The sequence below is a fragment of the Aliidiomarina iranensis genome (genome assembly GCF_003987135.1).
Lineage (GTDB): Bacteria > Pseudomonadota > Gammaproteobacteria > Enterobacterales > Alteromonadaceae > Aliidiomarina > Aliidiomarina iranensis.
In genome coordinates, this window is sequence record NZ_PIPJ01000004.1 from 35,815 (window position 1) to 51,952 (window position 16,138).

Below are 16,138 nucleotides of genomic sequence, written 5' to 3' on the forward strand. Positions count from 1 at the left end.
TTTAGTGGCCTCCGTGGTTGTGTGGCGCTGGTGTAGGTTCATTTGTTCTATCCGATGACATCATGCTCCTTTCACCACGCAACTGCAGTTCACTATCCAGCATAAATGCACCTCGGCTAACCACGTGTTCGCCCGCTGTTAAGCCTGAGCGCACCTCATAGAAATCGCCAAGTTTTCGCCCAAGTGTTACTTCTCTTGCTATAAAGCGGCTGTGATCATCCCTATCACGAACAAACACAATGGCGCGTTCGCCAGTAATTAAAGGCGCGGAAGCAGGAATTTGTAACACCTCGTTTACCGGTACCTGAGCGATGGCGTGAATGAAAGCACCGGCGGTGAAGGCCTCTTGCGGTGAATCGATAGCTAAATGCACTGCTCGAGTGCGGCTATCAGCATTAATGCGTGGCGCCACCGCAACAATTTCGCCGTTTAATTGAACGCCCGATGATGTCATTTCTAGCTGCAACTGTTGGCCTATCACAAAGTTCGCTAAATCACGCTCAAACACTTGCAATACGGCCCACATTTTCCGGCTATCAGCGAGCTGAAATAAAGCCTCGCCAGTGTTAACATAATCGCCTTGGCTGACATTGCGCGCGAGCACTAAACCCGAAGAAGGCGCTTTAATAATTACCCGATCAGTAGCTACACCCCGCTCCAGAACCGCCTCGATTTGTGCAGAATCCAAGCCCAGCAACCGCAAGCGCTCGCGCGCTGCCTGAAAGGTGCGTTCATTGCCTAAATCACCAACAGTACGCCCATCTGCTGGTCGTTCTGCTGCAAGCGCCAACCTAGCCAGTAGTAACTCACGTTGGGCCACCAATAAATCTGGGCTGTAAATTTCAACCAGCGGCTCACCTGCCTTAACAGAAGCACCCGTATAGTTAATATACAAACGCTCAATTCGGCCACTTGTCCATGCGCTAATAGAAGTGAGTGCCCGCTCATCAAAATCTAACTGGCCGGTAACGCGAATTCGTTGCACAGCGGTATCCAAAACTACGGGCTGAATTTGCACATTTAACAGCGCTAAGCTGCGTTCCGATAAACTTACTGAAGGCTCAGAATCGTTGCTCTCATCACTTTCATCTTCAGTAGCCACAGGCACCAACGCCATGCCACAGATGGGGCAGCGATCATCAGGGTTCTCGGAACGGAACATAGGGTGCATCGAGCAGGTATAAACGGTGTTCTCATCGGCGAACGGGTTATCTTCGTTCTGTGCACTTGCAGAAGAACCAGAAGAGGCATTATGGGAATGGCCCTGATGTTCATGTGCGTGTTGTGCCTGAACGCCACCTGCAATCGCAAGCGCCATGGCAACGGTAATAATCACGAGCCATAGCGGCTTGCGATGGCTAAATTTTTTGCTCAACATAAGCTATTCCTTAACTAAACAACGGGCATTTGCGAAATATATTTTTGCAAATGCGGCCACGTAATTTTTCGTTAAGAAATAATGGGGGGCGGTGTCGGCTCTGGCGTGAGATGAGAATAGAAGGATATAACGAGTGCTGGCGCCTGCGCGAACAACGCCGAACAATTGAACATTAGGCAATTACTTAAGGCGGAAACACCGTGCCCTGCGGATACGCAGTGCCCGCAATCACTGCTGCAGGCATCTGCGGCGCACTGATTAGTGCTGTCAGCTTCACTGTGGTGCGGTTCACTGTGATAAACAGATGAGGAAAGCGCATCACAACAACTCATTGCGATATTTTTGCTCAAAGTATCTTTTTCGGTAGCGCTTGCCATTAATGCGCAATGTGGCTGTTTTTCAGAGCTTTTGGCGGCAGATTTTTCGGCCGCAGAGCTTTCGGCGGCAGGGTTAGAATCGGCATCAGCACCTATTATTTTGTTTCCAGCTTCTACTAATTCAGCACTTACATTCATTTTCGAATGAGCACCAGCAGATGCGCTGCCGGCGAACGGCAGCACCAGCAACGTGCTTATCAATACGAAAACAAACCAACGATTCATTTATAAAAACTCAATAAGTTAACTAGCTTTTGGGGCAGAAACTTAACAATGGCCCTAAATATAGCAAAAATTCTTTGCTCAGTACGAATTTTCCGTAAAACCCTAAAATTTGTGAAGATATGAGATAAAAGCCTACCTTTCGGAGCTAAAACCCAATTTTTTACGTATCAACAGCTAACAAGTGCACAGCTATCCGGGCCAATTGTGAGAAGTACAAGGCTTGTCCCGAGCAATGCTTGCCATAAAAGTAGGAACTAAATTAGGTGGTATTATGCAAAAGTTTTTAATTCAATTATGTGTATTCGGTTTTTTAAGCACCGCTGCAACCTTAGCCCAAGCTCAAGAGAACAGCGAGAGTGAGCGCGAAATTGCTACTTTCGCCGGTGGTTGCTTTTGGTGTGTAGAAGAGGGTTTTGAAAAATTACCCGGCGTGTATGAGGCTATTTCCGGCTACACCGGTGGCCGCGAACGCAACCCTACCTACGAGCAAGTTGCCGGCGGCCGCACTGGCCACACTGAAGCAGTGCAGGTGTTTTACAACCCCAATGTGATTGAATATGCAGGCTTGCTCGAAGCCTTTTGGCGCTTCATGGACCCTACGGATTCGGAAGGTCAGTTTGTTGATCGTGGCCAACAATACCGAGCTGAAATTTTTTATCACAACGACACCCAAAAAGCTTTGGCTGAAGCTTCCGTGCGTAAACTTGCCGCTGAAGGCCCATTTGAATCACCCATAGTAACCCCAGTAACCCGCCTCGGGCGATTTTATCGCGCTGAGGGTTATCACCAAGATTATTATTCAAAAAACCCGATTCGCTATCGGTTCTATACCCGAAACTCTGGGCGTTATCAGTTCGTAGAATACTGGTGGGGAGATGCTGCGAAACAAGATTTCCAGCAATTTAAGAACGAAGATTTGTTATCCCAATGGGGCGAATAGTGGGGCGAATAGTAAGGCAAAGAGTGAGGCGAATCACTGAGTGGGCAATATGGTGAACAATTAGGCAAATAATGCGGGCAATAACACGATTTCATCGGCTTGCTTGGCCGGTTGCCCTTGATGAAACGCCTTGCCGCCCCAAGGTCGTTTAGGTAAGCAAAAAATAAACAACGAAAAGGATACGTAATGAAAGTACTAATGATTTTAACTTCACATGATGAACTCGGTAATACCGGTAACAAAACTGGCTTTTGGCTTGAAGAATTTGCTTCTCCGTATTATGTGTTCAAAGATGCAGGTGCCGAAATTACCCTCGCTTCACCACAAGGTGGCCAACCGCCACTTGATCCGGGTAGTGATACGCCTGATTTTCAAACCGCGGCAACCGATCGCTTCGAAAAAGATGTGGCGGCAAAAACTGAGTTAGCCACAACCAAGAAGCTAAGTGAAATAAATATCAATGATTACGATGCCGTATTCTACCCTGGTGGCCACGGCCCATTGTGGGATCTTGCTGAAGATCAAAACTCAATTGCACTTATTGAAGCGGCCTTAAACTCGAATAAACCAGTTGCTGCGGTGTGCCATGCGCCGGCCGTATTTCGCCACACCAAGGCCGCTAACGGCGAAAGTTTAGTAAAAGGCCGGAAAGTAACCGGCTTTAGCAACAGCGAAGAAGCCGCTGTGGAACTCACCGATGTAGTACCTTTTTTAGTAGAAAACATGCTGCAAGAAAACGGCGGCGAGTATTCGAAGGGTGATGATTGGGCGCCGCACGTGGTTACCGATGGCATTTTGGTAACAGGGCAGAACCCTGCTTCATCAGAAGATACAGCTAAGGCTCTTTTGGCATTACTGTAAATATTTGGTTAACAAACATCCAAATTCAACACTTGTGCCGTAACCATCTCTGAAACACAACTGCTGATTATTTAATTAGCACTTTCATAAACATTAATGCAGAACGAACTGTATTGTGAAGAAAGAAAACAATTTTGGAGAAATACTATGTCTAAGTTAACAACACTAGCTATGTCTATCGCCCTTGCGGGAAGTTTTGCAGTATCAGGTTTAGCCATTGCAGACCATCATGGTGGCAACAAAGAGCGCAGCGGCTACAGCCAAGAAGAGAAAAAAGGCACTATCGCAGAAATCGCGGCGAGCAATGGTAGTTTTGGAACTTTAGTTGCGGCACTTGATGCAGCTGATTTAGTTGATGTATTAAATGGCGAAGGCCCATTTACCGTATTTGCTCCAACTGACGAAGCCTTTGCAGCGTTGCCAGAGGGCACTGTGGAAAGCTTGTTAGAGCCAGAAAATCGCGATCAACTAGTAGCCGTGCTCACTTACCATGTTGTTTCTGGCAAAGTAATGAGCGGCGATTTAGCCGGCCAGCAAATGAGTGCTGATACTGTAGAAGGTTCTGCATTAAATATCGATGCAACAGGCTATGGTGTGAAAATTAACGACGCAAGTGTTGTTACTGCAGATATCGAAGCCGATAACGGTGTGATTCATGTAATCGATACAGTGCTAATTCCTGGTAGCTAAGTAGGCTACGGCTTGTTTCTAAAATTTTAGAAGCAAGCAACGAGGTTAAGCAGTGAGATAAAGCATTGGATAATATAAAAGCTGTGGCTTAGGCCACAGCTTTTTTTTATGCGAATTCTTTAATTCACTATTTGCTCACTATTCCTTTGCTACCACTTTTTAAGATTTAATCACTTGCAGCGTTTATCTAGCTGCTCTGCAATCAAAAAACTTTGAATATCATCGTAAACCGGTGTTAGAAAACGTAACGGGCTGGCCAAGCTAGCTACTACCGAAGCGTGACGCGTTCGATTATACAATTTAATGGTTACCGGAACGCTTAAGCTTTCCAACCGACGCTGAAACTTTTCGGCATGCGCTGATTCAGCCACTGTATCGGCTTCACCATGAATAAGCAGCGTAGGCGGCATTTTCGCATTCGCCAAAGCAATAGGGTTTGCTTCATCGCCTTCAACTTTACTAAATTTGTTGCGCACTCGCTCATGATCCAGTGGCAAATCATAAGGGCCCGATAGTGCGATAAGGGCTGAAATCTCAATATCTTGGGCATCATATTGAGTAAGGTATTTCGGATCTGCCGCCAATAGAGCCGCGGTGTGGGCCCCCGCCGAGTGGCCGGATAAAATAATGCGATCACCTAAATTACAGCTTTCGGGTAAATGATTGCGCATCTCGCCGATAGCCATTGCTACATCATCTACAAAGGCTGGAAATTCAACTTCAGGGTATAAGCGATAATTTGGAATCAAAGTAATATAGCCGAGGCGCGCAAAAGCCTGGCCAACAAATTCGAATTGTTCTTTCGCCCCTTGATCCCACGCCCCACCATAAACAAATACCATAATATCTTGGTTGTAGTTGCCATCATTAGGAAGGTAAAGATCCATATTTTGGCGCTCGTTTTCTCCGAAAGGAATATCTCGTTCTACGGTGTAGGAACCCGATGGCACTACTGAATTTAATACTCTTGTAGGGTGGCAGGCGGTTACAAATAAAACAGCAACCACAAGCAAAATAACAAAACTAATTGGTAATGAATAAGATGGCATTCGAATTTCCTTCTATGAGCGTCTAGTATACGTACGAGGGCAATATTTTTAAAATCTATAGCACGACAAAGTGGAATTAATACAAAATTTCAACGCCACAATTATTTCAATTCCCGATGATGCTCTATAAAATGCCCGTAGAATTTGAGAGGCCACGTAAACTCGTGGTGATAATTTCGGTAGTGTTGCCAACAAAAGCACGCCACATCAAAGGCTTAACCTATGAGTTATTCATTATTTGATTTTCTACAATTAGTTGGTTCATTGGGTATTTTCATTTTCGGTATGAAAATCTTCAGTGAAGGGTTACAAAAAGTTGCTGGCAGTCGCCTCAAAGGGATTGTTTCAGGTATGACCCGTAATCGGTTAACGGGCGTAGTTACCGGCTTTGGTACCACAGCAATTACTCAATCTTCCACCACTACCACCGTTATGGCGGTGAGTTTCGTAAACGCAGGCCTGCTTACCTTTGTTCAATCCACTGGCGTTATTATGGGTGCCAACATCGGTACCACCATTACCGCGTGGATGGTGGCTCTATTTGGCTTTAAATTCCAGATCACACCCATCGCTCTAGCGGTAATTGGTATTTTCTTTGCGTTTTTATTCTCTGGCAATAACCGCCTACGGAATATTGCCGAAGCGATGGTAGGCTTCGGTATCTTGTTTATTGGCCTTGAATTTATCAAGGGCGCAGTGCCAGATATTAACAGCAACCCAGGCATTCTTGCCTTTATGGATAGTTTTAGCGATTGGGGTTATTTGTCACTTCTACTATTCGTTCTTGCAGGTACAGTGTTAACGCTTTTAACACAATCTTCTTCAGCAGCAACAACGATAACACTCGTTATGCTTTTCGAGGGCTGGATATCTTTCCCGATTGCCGCGGCAATGGTTTTAGGTGAAAACATCGGGACAACAGTTACCGCAAACATTGCAGCGTTAGTGGGGAACGTACACGCTAAAAGGGCCGCGAGGTTCCACTTTTTCTTTAACATCATCGGTGTAATTTGGATGATGATATTGATTTACCCTGTGATATCACTCATTGATTATGTGGTACAAACCGTAACCGATAATCCAATTTCAATCTTAAGTGGTGATGAAACTGTTCGGGAGAATTCGACACTAGCTTTATCGCTTTTCCATACTTCATTCAACGTAATGAACGTAATATTGTTGTTCGCCTTTGTGCCGATGATTATTCGCTTCGTTGAATATATTCAGCCAGATAAAAAAGGCGAAGAAGAATTCCACTTGCGTTATATCAGCGCAGGGCCAATGACATCACCTGGGTTTTCCATTGAGCAAGCGCACAAGGAAACTCAACATTTAGCCGATATTCTTGAAAAAATGCATCTAGCGCTAAACGATCTAGCCACAAATCCAAAGGCAGATAGGGCGTTACTGTTAGATAAAATCAAGAATTACGAAGAAGCTACGGATGTATTGGAAATTGAAATTTCCGATTATCTAGTGCGCGTGAGTGAGCATGCTAACCTTGAGCGTTCGCAAAGTGAACGTATTCGTTTCATGCAAACGATGATCAACGATATGGAGCGCATTGCCGATATCTATTATCAAGTATCGCTGCTCACTGAACGTATGGTTGAAGCCCGCTCCGATTGGCCCGATGAGGCTATGCAAGAATTGGCAGAAATGCTAGAAACAGTGAACCGCGCGATTCACACCATGAAAGAAAATGTATCGAAGGAACCAGAAGAGGTTGATCTCGATAAAGCATTGGTGCAAGAAGAAGCCATTGATAAGAGCCGCGATATGTACCGCGCGAGCCATTATCTGCGGCTAGAGGGCGGTAACTACCCTGCGCGTTCAGGCGTATTGTTTATGGATATGCTAAACCGCCTAGAGCGTATTGGTGATCATATCTTGAATGTGAACGAATCGGCCGCCGGCCGGCGTTTAAAAGCGAGCCGTATCGAAGATTAAAATCGGTAAGAACAATAAAAGCGCAGAGCTGGGCAACCACCTCTGCGCTTTTTTTTCGTATTTTAAGCGTGCACTACGCAGTTGCGGCCGTTCTCCTTGGCTCGATACAAAGCAGTGTCAGCAAGCCCAAGTGCCTCTGCTGTTGCCATATGTTGGCGTATTTCGGCAACGCCAATACTTACCGTTACCTGTGTGCCAACGGTTGAGGCGTTTTTTGCAATTTTTTCGCGCAATTGCTGAGCTAAATGCAGCGCTGCGGATAAATCCGTATCAGGACAAAGTAAGAGAAACTCCTCACCACCCCAACGGCCGAGCTCATCAGTTTTACGAATATTGCTGTGTAATATCTTTGCTACTTTTTGTAGCACTAAATCACCCTGCAAATGGCCAAACTTATCGTTCACTCGCTTAAAGTGGTCGATATCAATAAGTAGCACAGCGAAAGGCTTCTCAAAACGTTCCACATAGCCCATATATTTTTCTAAGGTAAGATCGAGTTTTGCACGGTTGTGCAGCCCAGTTAATTTATCTGTTACTGAGAGCCGCTCCAGCGCGGCAAAAGCAGCCTCCCGCGAACCTTCATAATGGCGGAACACGAGCCATAGCGCTAAGAGTACCTCAGTAATATTTAAAAGCGCGCCCATGCTAAAGCGAGTGCTTGGCAAGTTCGGCATTTGCCAAGCCAGCACCGCAACTAGCAGGCAAAACACACTGCCCGTTAACCACGAGCCAGAGCGCTTACCCAGGAGAAAAAATGTAACTGGTGGCAATACCGTAATCCAAATCAATGAATAGGCTCCACCCTTAGCGATGTACATAAAGGCAAATAAATTAAATAGAACCGCGCCACACAGCAGCCAAGAGGCGATAGATAAATTCTTCGTACGCTTGTAAAAAAGCCAAATTAATGCAGCCGCGAGCATAGAGATGTAATTGAAAAGCGCAGTAAATACAGCACCAAAATTCAGAATATTTATCGTGCCAATTGCAGCAGAAAAAACAAAAATGATGATTAATAATGCGTTTAACAAGCTACGCTGATGCTGTTCCGGATCGTGAGTAAGCGCTAATGAAGCGTTGAGGCCGCTGGGCTTTTTGAGTTTATTCTTCACGTTTTAACCTTATTGTTTTTAACGTGCAAAGTTGCGAGCTTGTAATATTCTGCCTTACTTAAAATACGCGATTAACGCTTTGGCGTTAGCCTAAATGTTTACCTGAAAATAAAAGAATACACAAAGCTTATGAGTACATACAGATAAAAGCCACTCAATATTAAGTTGCAGAGCAAAACAAGATACCAAAACAAATTCGTAAAACCATGTTCAATTCGTTGCACTCTCGTTTTCAGCACAAACGTAGAGCCAACAGAAAACACCGCAGAAGCAATTAACAAAGGCAATGCAATAAGTGCTGCAAACAAAACAACGCCCCCGGCTGGGGCTGCGCTGCTGGCGGCTTGTAACTGCATGAGCACATATATCGCTACTGCAATCAACGCCGATAAAAGTGCCAAAACCTGAATTTTTTTCATTTTCTATACCCAAAAACATGAATAATATTCATTTTATTTTGCTACCTGATTCACGCTAGTTAAAATGACCCTCGTTAAAGAGGGGCTCCCGCGTTTGCTGCATCTGCTGAATCTGGCGCCAGAATGAAAGTTAGCTATGATTGAGCGCAACATATTATCGATACTCACAACTAATCCCAATTCTTATAGAATTTCGCCTACCTTCTGGTTACACTCTTAGTTAAAATCAAACGCCCGTTTTAATATGGACCTTAACATGCAGTTTTCAGAAATATTAGCCGCCATTGGCCCCGAAGCGAACCAAACATTACACCTACCTGAGGGTTGGAACCAAGGCCGTGCATTGTTTGGTGGCCTTACCGCAGGTATTACCTATCAGCACGCGCTGAACGGCGTAAACCCGAATCAGCAAGCGCGCGCACTTACCGTTTCATTTGTTGGCCCTTTGGCCTCTGGCGAAGCTAAGCTTAAGCGCCGAATACTCCGTGAAGGTAAAAACGTTACCCAAGTAAGTGTTGAAATCGAGCAAGGCGATGCCGTGATGTTAAGTGCCTTAATCACCTTTGGTTTATCACGCCCTTCTGCTGTAAGGGTCACCGATACACCTACTGCCGAGGTTCCCCCACGCGAACAAGGGCCAGCATTCCCGAAATCCAAGCTTAGCCCTGAATTTACTAATCACTACGATTATCGTGTGAGCGTAGGCGGCATGCCGTTTAGCAATAACTTATCCCGCGAGTTTGGCGGTTGGATGCGCTACTCCCAGGAAGATAGCCCTATCGATATTGGCTTATTCTTAGGTTTAGTAGATGCATGGCCACCGGCTGTATTGCCACATTTAGATACGCCAGCACCAGCAAGCTCGCTCACCTGGACCATTGAATTTCCAGAGCCTTTGCCCACTACTAAACGCACAAGCGATTGGTGGCAATACGTGGCCTATATCGATTATGCCGCTGATGGTTACGGGCATACCCATTCTCACATTTGGGATAACGATGGCAAGCTTGTTGCCATTAGCCGCCAAACCATTACGGTGTTTGGCTAATTTAGCACATTAGGCGAGCACTGATTGCTTATCCAAAGCATTGCCGAGCGCACTGAAATAAGTGAGCCAAGCACTTTGTAATTCGCGGTTCAAATCACTTGCTGGGTACAAACCAGCAAGTGCTGTTTCACTTTGCAAACAGCCGGAAACTAAAAAATGATTTTTTTGCGGCAAGGTTTGTATTGCTTTTTCAAAGCCTCGGGCAGCAAGCTCCTCGGGCAAACTAAAATATAACGATTTATTCGCCGCATCAATTTTCTGGCAGTGCGTTACAAAACCATTGGCCGCATCACCTTCTTTGTTCAGAAATTGCGTTCGATACGCCTTATGCAAAAGCTGGTTTAAAGCGTGTGGATGATAATCATCACGTTGCAGCCAAGTGCTGCTGGCAAATGCTCGCGAGCTTTTCACGGCGGGAAACAGTTTCTGTGCAATATAATGATCGAAGGCGTGAAACCACTCGTGCGCCAAGCTGCCGCCACCGGCATTCTTGGTAAGGGCGAGAATCCGGCCCGAAGGTTGATAATGGGCAGAAGCGCCCAGTTGGCCGCCACAACCAAAGGTTAGGGCTACTTCACCATTCATGGATATCACGGCCGGAGGAACGGCCAGAATTTGCTGTAAATCACAAAGTGCATCGAAGAATAAGTTAGCGCTCACTTGCTCTTCTTCGGCAGTAACCCAGCGGCCTATCTTGATGCGATAAAAATAAAACTGCTGCACGATATCGCGAAAACTCACGTTCTCACCTCGGCGATGATCCGGGCCATTGCGATAAAAAGAGCGCGGTTTATGGGCGCCAGCTTTGTGCGCTTGCATGATGTTGTAACCTATTTCATTCAAGAAAACTTAAACGCCTAATCTAATTCACAGTAGTGTGTTCGTTTGAACTTACTCAGCAACGTTAAGAAACGTTAAGTAACGTTAAGTAAACCTAATTCGGCAGGCCAACGAAAGCACCACGGTTGCGTTTCGCCACCGCTTGCATAAAAGCGGCAAACTGAGCGGCATTACCATAACTTTCGCGGTGAAAACCAATACCATGAATACGAAACTTCGGCGTACCGTCAGCCTGCATATTCGCTTGGGTGATTTCTGTAACTATTTGATCTAATGAGCCGGGGCGAAAATCATCGCCAAACACATATAAGCTCACCTTGCCTGGCTCATTGCGATAAAGTTCAAGCGCTCGAAATATACCTACTTCCGGTGCACTTGCACCACCTCGGAAATTACCTAAGCCTTGAATCGCTCTTTGCCGCATGGTGTTGGTATCGGGCAACCAGCGGCCTTCTTGGCCGGAATACATAAAACTGCCATCCGCCGCCATAATCTGAAAACCTTGCATTTCCGGGTGGCTAGTGATGATATCTTCAACAACTCGGGTAACTTGGCGCCAGCCCTGATCCGCCGACATCGAACCGGAATTATCAATTACAAAAATCACATAATCTGCATCTGTGGGTATACCGCCTGCTTCTGATGATGGATCATCCGCAGCATTCGCCACATTTATTCGTGCTTGCTCGGCACGAATTTCATTGCGTAACGATTGTGCCTGCTGGCGAACCTGGGCAATACTCTCTTGCGCCCGAGGTATCGATTGCTCAAGCGCTTCTGCTTCGGTTTCATCGGCACTGGCCGCCGCCGCAGCGTCATCCAAATTTGCCAGCTCGTTTTGCAAGCGTTCACTTAATTCGGCTATTCGGCCCTGTACCGCAAGTAATTGCTCAATCCGTATTGTCACTTCCGAGGCCGAGGCTTCCGAGGGAACATCCGCATTGCGGGCAAGCAAAACAAGCAAAACCACAGCACCAAACGCACAGGAAATGATATCCAAAAAAGATAAGCTAAATATTTCTACTGGTGGGCGCTTTATTTTCCGCATGATTTATCCCCCACAGATTTCCGCGCACTGTCTGCGAATATGCCTGCGAATACAAGTGCCAGCGCGCTCGCTACTAATCGTTTCAGTAATCGCCCCAGTAATCGCCTCACTAATCTCGGCATTATGGCCACTCCTGGGAAGGAGCCAAGAATCGGCCTTGTGTTGCGTTTGCCCATTCCCAATACATGGAAGGTGCGAACGGGTCGCCCTCTAGCGGAAGCAGAATAATATTCATTCGATAATTGCCCGGCACCCGTTTTATCGTTTCTAACAGCAATTCCTGCCGGCATGCAGAGGAAATTGAGCGTTGTCGGGAAATAAAGTTTCGGCAGCGAAGGCCTAAACCCTCACCCAAGGTAGGTAGCCCATCGGTTATTAAATAAATATCAGTAACATTCGGATTTGCAGCCAACAGGGTTTGCATGCCAACAAGCAAATTTGTACCACCATCGGGTATTACCGTATCGACTTCATCCGCAATTTGCCGCAAAGCACTGGTAGCTGGAACTGGGTTAACGTTACTCGGGCCTAACACTTCTGCGGTTTCCGAAAAACTCACCACAGTTAGTCGCGAAGTTTCGGGTAACCGAGCTATTAGCCAATTAGCGGCTCGCACATTGCGCCGCCACTTAGCCGTTCGCCGCCGCTCTTCTGGCGAATAGCTGAGCGCGAGCAACACATCAACCAAGTTATCGCCCATCATAGAGGCGGATTTATCAAACAAAATACCAATTTGTCGGCCTTCCACCACCATACCAGTAATATAGTTTTCCTCACCGGTACCACTTAAACGAATATTCGAATCGGGCGTTTCAATCTCACCTAAAGCTGCAAGTTGCTGTTCTAGATCAGCGATCACCGCAAGTTCGGTAGATAATTGTTGCAGTAACTGTTGTTGTTGCGCCAAACTCATTTGCTGCGCTTCCGCAGAGCTATCCTGCCGCGCTTGTTCTTCAGAAATAGCCGCTAATGCCGTTTCTATGGCTTGGGCAATATCACTTTCTTCACTACTCGCTGCTGCTATCTCTGCATCAAGCCGGTTTATTTCATCACTGGGATCTATGGTTGCTGCGTAAAAATCAACCAAAATGAAAATCAAAATAACCGCACCCAAACCACATGCCATGACATCAAGAAATGACATATTGAATGCATCGTTATTCCGCCGCTTTAACCGCATAATCAGCCCGCTTCGCTAGGTTTAGTGGTGCAAGTGAGAAAGCAGGTTCTTCTCACAAGAACCTTGAATCTTTAACACCATCGCATCTTGTCGGCTGTTTAGGAGATGCATCACGTACATCAGCAGTACGGATATCAGTAGCGCCACCAAGGTTGAATTAAAAGCAAGCCCGAGCGATGCTGTCATACCCGATATATCACCGGCAAGGGCATCATCGGCTTGTGCTAATGCAGCACCAATACCCCGCACAGTGCCCACGAAACCTAAGCTTGGAATTGCCCAAATAAGAAAACGCACCATGTTATTACCACTTTCCAACTGAGCTGCAACGTTATCCACCGAAGATTCAATGGCATCGGCAGCATGCTGTACATTTTTTGTGTGCTTGAAGCGGCGAATACAGCTTATCCAGGTTGCTAAAGCGGGGTTCTCCCGATATTTCGAGCCTTCCAATTGGCTAAGAGCCAAGTTTACATCTAGGGGCTCAGATTTATCATGATCGGCAAGAAAATCCTGGTTATAAATAGCCTCTTCATCCACCAAACGCCATATTTTGTAAGCCATTAAGAACAAGCATACGAGCATTAAGGAAATACAAATTTGTTGCTCTACGCCGTTGAGTACAACCCACAAGGTAGAAAGCGCAATAGTGCCCTCTGCGCTTACTAATTGCTCCGCTGCGGGCCTGACCATGCCTGCATAGAACAGCTGCACGAGGGTGAACGATAGCGCCACCACAATAAAGCTCACCAAGACGCCTGGATTCATGGATGCATTCGGGTTATGAAGTTTCATATGCTTTACCTAATGGTGGTGTTTGAACCAATAATTAAATGTTTGTAGGGAAATCTTGTGGCGCATCGAGCGAAACAAAATAAGCCGCGGCACTGGCACCTGCCAACGCTAAAATTAGGATTACTAAACCTATAATGAATCGTTTTCTCACCGTTTCACCTATTTGTTAATCGTTACTATTAATTATGATAACGGGCGATACGAAAACCGATATCGGCAGCAGCCTCGGTTTCTTGCGCCCGAGCACTGGCGCGCAAAAGCTGCATTTGCCCCGTTAAATAGGAAGCGCCTTTTACTACGTGGCCATTACCACGCTCTGGGCCCAAATAATCTTCAGCAGCCGGCGCAGTATTGTTATTGGTTACGGGCAATAACTGATAAGAATCGTGCACCCATTCGCGAACATTCCCGGCTAAATCATAAAACCCATTCCGATCGGCAGGATAGCTACCAACTGGCGCTTTTCCTTTATGCTCATCCTCGTAATCCCGTAACACATAGGTTTGTTCCCCACGCAATGCTTCATCGGCAAAGTTAGCTTGATTATCGCGCAACACCGATTGGTTCCCCCAAATGTATTGAGTGCGGGCAGCGCGGCGAAAATGTTTGGCTACGAATTCCCATTCCGCTTCCGTGGGTAACCGATAACCCCGTGAATCTTTATGTACGCCAACTAAGCGATTGCCGGAAATTTGATAGAACGGAAGTAAACCTTCTTGCTCACTCAACCAATTCGTAAACCGCGCGGCATCGAGCCAACTGATATTCGTAACCGGCAACTCACTCGAAGTATCCCCTTGGCCGGTGAATCGTGCAAATTGGCCCTCTGTGATCTCATGCTCCGAAAGCCAAATGTTGCGGCTGAAGCTCACTTCCCGTTGCAGTTCATCCCGGCTGCGGCCATTCTCACTGGGGGGAGAGCCCATGGTGAACGGCTGTAAACTCACTGGCAGTAAGTTAATTCCAATGGTGTTGGCAAAGAGCGGCCTACCTTCGGCTCGGCGGGCATCAAACTCAGTGATAAGTTCAGCGTTCACACTGCGTGCTGCCGTGGCCGATGGTTGCACCTCAAGCTCCAGCGCACGATACCCAGGGTATTCAAAGCGAACCCTTTGCGGCACGGTTTGTAATTCAAGATCGAGCGGCACTTGGCCCTGAGCCACACCATTCACCGCAACTTCAGCCGGCACGTTGGCCGTAATACTCACTTCACCAAGTTGGGGCTGCAAATTAAAAGTAGTTCGGGCCTCGGCCCCGGGGGCTAATTCTAGTTCTTGCGTTGCCGGCCGATATCCGGCTTTCGAATAACGTACAAGTAAAGCACGGTTGGCATTCACCCGCGCGGGGTTACCAACCGGTTGCGCGTTCACGGTTAAAACACCGCCGCTTGGCTGTAGATCAGCATGCAATGTGGCCTTGAGTAGTTCTAGTTGATAATTTCTGCTCGCCTCTGGAGTACCCACGCTTAAACGAATAGTATCGCTGATAGGCTCATAACCTTGGGCTTGAATTTGCACTTCATAGCGGCCACCAACTAGTGCTAATTCCAGCGGAGTAGTGCCTGCCACCTCGCCATCTAGCGTTATTTCAGCACCTGCAGGAAGCGAATTTAATGTGAGTTTACCCAGTACTGGCTCGAGTATGAACTCTTGGTTGATTTCCTCCCCTTTGCGAGCAGAAATAATGGCAGTTTGGCTTTCATAAAAGGGGTGTGAAACCGTTAGGTTAAATTCGCCTTCCGGCAATTCAGCCTGAAACTCGGCGCCCTCGCCAAAAATAACGCCATCAATGCGCCAAACGGCATCGTTTAACGCTGGTGCAACTAATTCAGGTGCAACTAATCCTGGTTGCGCTAATGTCGGCTTAACCTGTGCTGCTAAGCGAGCGGGTTGCGGCTCTAGGGTTACTTCAATGGTGCTTGCAGTGTTGGCGTCAATCGCTACAACTTCCGGTAGGTAAAGATGAGCACTTACCTCGATACGGGCATTGTCACTCAGTAAATAAAGTTTATTCCCGAGCATGAAACCAACACCCGAAAGGCGCTTAAATTCGGCTTGCTCGCGTGCTTCGGTGGGCGATACAACAAGGGTAAAGCCTTGTAGAAGAAATAACCAAAACAAATAAAACGCCAGCACGAGTACTAACGCGCTAGCGCTTATCACCGCAAATAATCGATGCTTGCGAACACCGGTATCAATGGCATTATCAAGTGCGTTCAAGCGCTTC

At 46.6% G+C, this 16,138-nt stretch carries 15 protein-coding genes; 5 read left to right on the forward strand and 10 right to left on the reverse strand.

Features of this window, described 5'->3' with window-relative positions; genetic code table 11:
* Window position 1: 1 nt before the first annotated feature.
* A complete protein-coding gene (locus tag CWE08_RS06925) occupies window positions 2–1,378 on the reverse strand; it encodes an efflux RND transporter periplasmic adaptor subunit (protein ID WP_126767048.1) in 1,377 nt (458 codons plus the stop codon).
* Between the two features lie 71 nt (window positions 1,379–1,449).
* Window positions 1,450–1,980, reverse strand: a complete 531-nt coding sequence (locus CWE08_RS06930) for a hypothetical protein (RefSeq protein ID WP_126767050.1) — start codon at window positions 1,978–1,980, stop codon at window positions 1,450–1,452.
* 271 nt (window positions 1,981–2,251) lie between these two features.
* Between CWE08_RS06930 and msrA the strand changes: the two genes are divergently transcribed.
* The 3 genes from msrA to CWE08_RS06945 all read left to right on the forward strand — a co-directional run bounded on the left by msrA (window position 2,252) and on the right by CWE08_RS06945 (window position 4,471).
* Window positions 2,252–2,920 carry a peptide-methionine (S)-S-oxide reductase MsrA gene (msrA, locus tag CWE08_RS06935; RefSeq protein ID WP_126767051.1) on the forward strand — a complete coding sequence of 223 codons (669 nt, stop codon included), beginning with the start codon at window positions 2,252–2,254 and terminating at the stop codon, window positions 2,918–2,920.
* A gap of 186 nt (window positions 2,921–3,106) precedes the next feature.
* Entirely contained in the window at window positions 3,107–3,781 is a 675-nt protein-coding gene (locus tag CWE08_RS06940; protein ID WP_126767053.1) for a type 1 glutamine amidotransferase domain-containing protein, read from the forward strand.
* 147 nt (window positions 3,782–3,928) lie between these two features.
* The gene (locus tag CWE08_RS06945) at window positions 3,929–4,471 is read left to right on the forward strand and encodes a fasciclin domain-containing protein (RefSeq protein WP_126767054.1); all 543 of its coding nucleotides are present in this window, start codon (window positions 3,929–3,931) and stop codon (window positions 4,469–4,471) included.
* 170 nt (window positions 4,472–4,641) lie between these two features.
* Here the strand turns inward: CWE08_RS06945 and CWE08_RS06950 are convergent, their stop codons facing one another.
* Window positions 4,642–5,520, reverse strand: coding sequence for an alpha/beta hydrolase (locus CWE08_RS06950; protein ID WP_126767056.1), 879 nt, complete (start codon window positions 5,518–5,520; stop codon window positions 4,642–4,644).
* A 222-nt stretch (window positions 5,521–5,742) separates the two neighbouring features.
* Between CWE08_RS06950 and CWE08_RS06955 the strand changes: the two genes are divergently transcribed.
* On the forward strand, window positions 5,743–7,470 hold the full coding sequence (locus tag CWE08_RS06955; protein ID WP_126767057.1) for a Na/Pi cotransporter family protein: 1,728 nt from the start codon (window positions 5,743–5,745) through the stop codon (window positions 7,468–7,470).
* Window positions 7,471–7,532: 62 nt separating this feature from the next.
* Here CWE08_RS06955 and CWE08_RS06960 read toward each other — a convergent pair whose 3' ends face one another.
* Both CWE08_RS06960 and CWE08_RS06965 read right to left on the reverse strand, forming a co-directional pair.
* Window positions 7,533–8,582 (reverse strand): GGDEF domain-containing protein, encoded by a 1,050-nt coding sequence (locus tag CWE08_RS06960; RefSeq protein WP_126767059.1) that lies wholly within the window; start codon window positions 8,580–8,582, stop codon window positions 7,533–7,535.
* A gap of 98 nt (window positions 8,583–8,680) precedes the next feature.
* Entirely contained in the window at window positions 8,681–9,001 is a 321-nt protein-coding gene (locus tag CWE08_RS06965) for a hypothetical protein (protein ID WP_126767060.1), read from the reverse strand.
* A 256-nt stretch (window positions 9,002–9,257) separates the two neighbouring features.
* On the opposite strand from CWE08_RS06965, the gene CWE08_RS06970 reads away from it, so the two are divergent.
* A complete protein-coding gene (locus CWE08_RS06970) occupies window positions 9,258–10,049 on the forward strand; it encodes an acyl-CoA thioesterase (RefSeq protein ID WP_126767062.1) in 792 nt (263 codons plus the stop codon).
* Window positions 10,050–10,058: 9 nt separating this feature from the next.
* Here the strand turns inward: CWE08_RS06970 and CWE08_RS06975 are convergent, their stop codons facing one another.
* From CWE08_RS06975 to CWE08_RS06995, 5 genes are all read right to left on the reverse strand, one after another.
* The gene (locus CWE08_RS06975; RefSeq protein ID WP_126767063.1) at window positions 10,059–10,868 is read right to left on the reverse strand and encodes a CLCA_X family protein; all 810 of its coding nucleotides are present in this window, start codon (window positions 10,866–10,868) and stop codon (window positions 10,059–10,061) included.
* 115 nt (window positions 10,869–10,983) lie between these two features.
* Window positions 10,984–11,937 carry a vWA domain-containing protein gene (locus tag CWE08_RS06980; RefSeq protein WP_126767064.1) on the reverse strand — a complete coding sequence of 318 codons (954 nt, stop codon included), beginning with the start codon at window positions 11,935–11,937 and terminating at the stop codon, window positions 10,984–10,986.
* A 121-nt stretch (window positions 11,938–12,058) separates the two neighbouring features.
* The gene (locus tag CWE08_RS06985; protein ID WP_126767065.1) at window positions 12,059–13,117 is read right to left on the reverse strand and encodes a vWA domain-containing protein; all 1,059 of its coding nucleotides are present in this window, start codon (window positions 13,115–13,117) and stop codon (window positions 12,059–12,061) included.
* 21 nt (window positions 13,118–13,138) lie between these two features.
* Window positions 13,139–13,912 (reverse strand): MotA/TolQ/ExbB proton channel family protein, encoded by a 774-nt coding sequence (locus CWE08_RS06990; protein ID WP_126767066.1) that lies wholly within the window; start codon window positions 13,910–13,912, stop codon window positions 13,139–13,141.
* A 179-nt stretch (window positions 13,913–14,091) separates the two neighbouring features.
* On the reverse strand, window positions 14,092–16,131 hold the full coding sequence (locus CWE08_RS06995) for an SUMF1/EgtB/PvdO family nonheme iron enzyme (RefSeq protein WP_126767067.1): 2,040 nt from the start codon (window positions 16,129–16,131) through the stop codon (window positions 14,092–14,094).
* Window positions 16,132–16,138 lie beyond the last annotated feature (7 nt).

What these genes read in the sequence shown, in the direction of transcription:
- CWE08_RS06925 (WP_126767048.1), bottom strand. Translation starts at nt 1,378, where the DNA reads ATGTTGAGCAAAAAATTTAGCCATCGCAAGCCGCTATGGCTCGTGATT.
- CWE08_RS06930 (WP_126767050.1), bottom strand. Translation starts at nt 1,980, where the DNA reads ATGAATCGTTGGTTTGTTTTCGTATTGATAAGCACGTTGCTGGTGCTG.
- msrA (WP_126767051.1), top strand. Translation starts at nt 2,252, where the DNA reads ATGCAAAAGTTTTTAATTCAATTATGTGTATTCGGTTTTTTAAGCACC.
- CWE08_RS06940 (WP_126767053.1), top strand. Translation starts at nt 3,107, where the DNA reads ATGAAAGTACTAATGATTTTAACTTCACATGATGAACTCGGTAATACC.
- CWE08_RS06945 (WP_126767054.1), top strand. Translation starts at nt 3,929, where the DNA reads ATGTCTAAGTTAACAACACTAGCTATGTCTATCGCCCTTGCGGGAAGT.
- CWE08_RS06950 (WP_126767056.1), bottom strand. Translation starts at nt 5,520, where the DNA reads ATGCCATCTTATTCATTACCAATTAGTTTTGTTATTTTGCTTGTGGTT.
- CWE08_RS06955 (WP_126767057.1), top strand. Translation starts at nt 5,743, where the DNA reads ATGAGTTATTCATTATTTGATTTTCTACAATTAGTTGGTTCATTGGGT.
- CWE08_RS06965 (WP_126767060.1), bottom strand. Translation starts at nt 9,001, where the DNA reads ATGAAAAAAATTCAGGTTTTGGCACTTTTATCGGCGTTGATTGCAGTA.
- CWE08_RS06970 (WP_126767062.1), top strand. Translation starts at nt 9,258, where the DNA reads ATGCAGTTTTCAGAAATATTAGCCGCCATTGGCCCCGAAGCGAACCAA.
- CWE08_RS06975 (WP_126767063.1), bottom strand. Translation starts at nt 10,868, where the DNA reads ATGCAAGCGCACAAAGCTGGCGCCCATAAACCGCGCTCTTTTTATCGC.
- CWE08_RS06980 (WP_126767064.1), bottom strand. Translation starts at nt 11,937, where the DNA reads ATGCGGAAAATAAAGCGCCCACCAGTAGAAATATTTAGCTTATCTTTT.
- CWE08_RS06985 (WP_126767065.1), bottom strand. Translation starts at nt 13,117, where the DNA reads ATGCGGTTAAAGCGGCGGAATAACGATGCATTCAATATGTCATTTCTT.
- CWE08_RS06990 (WP_126767066.1), bottom strand. Translation starts at nt 13,912, where the DNA reads ATGAAACTTCATAACCCGAATGCATCCATGAATCCAGGCGTCTTGGTG.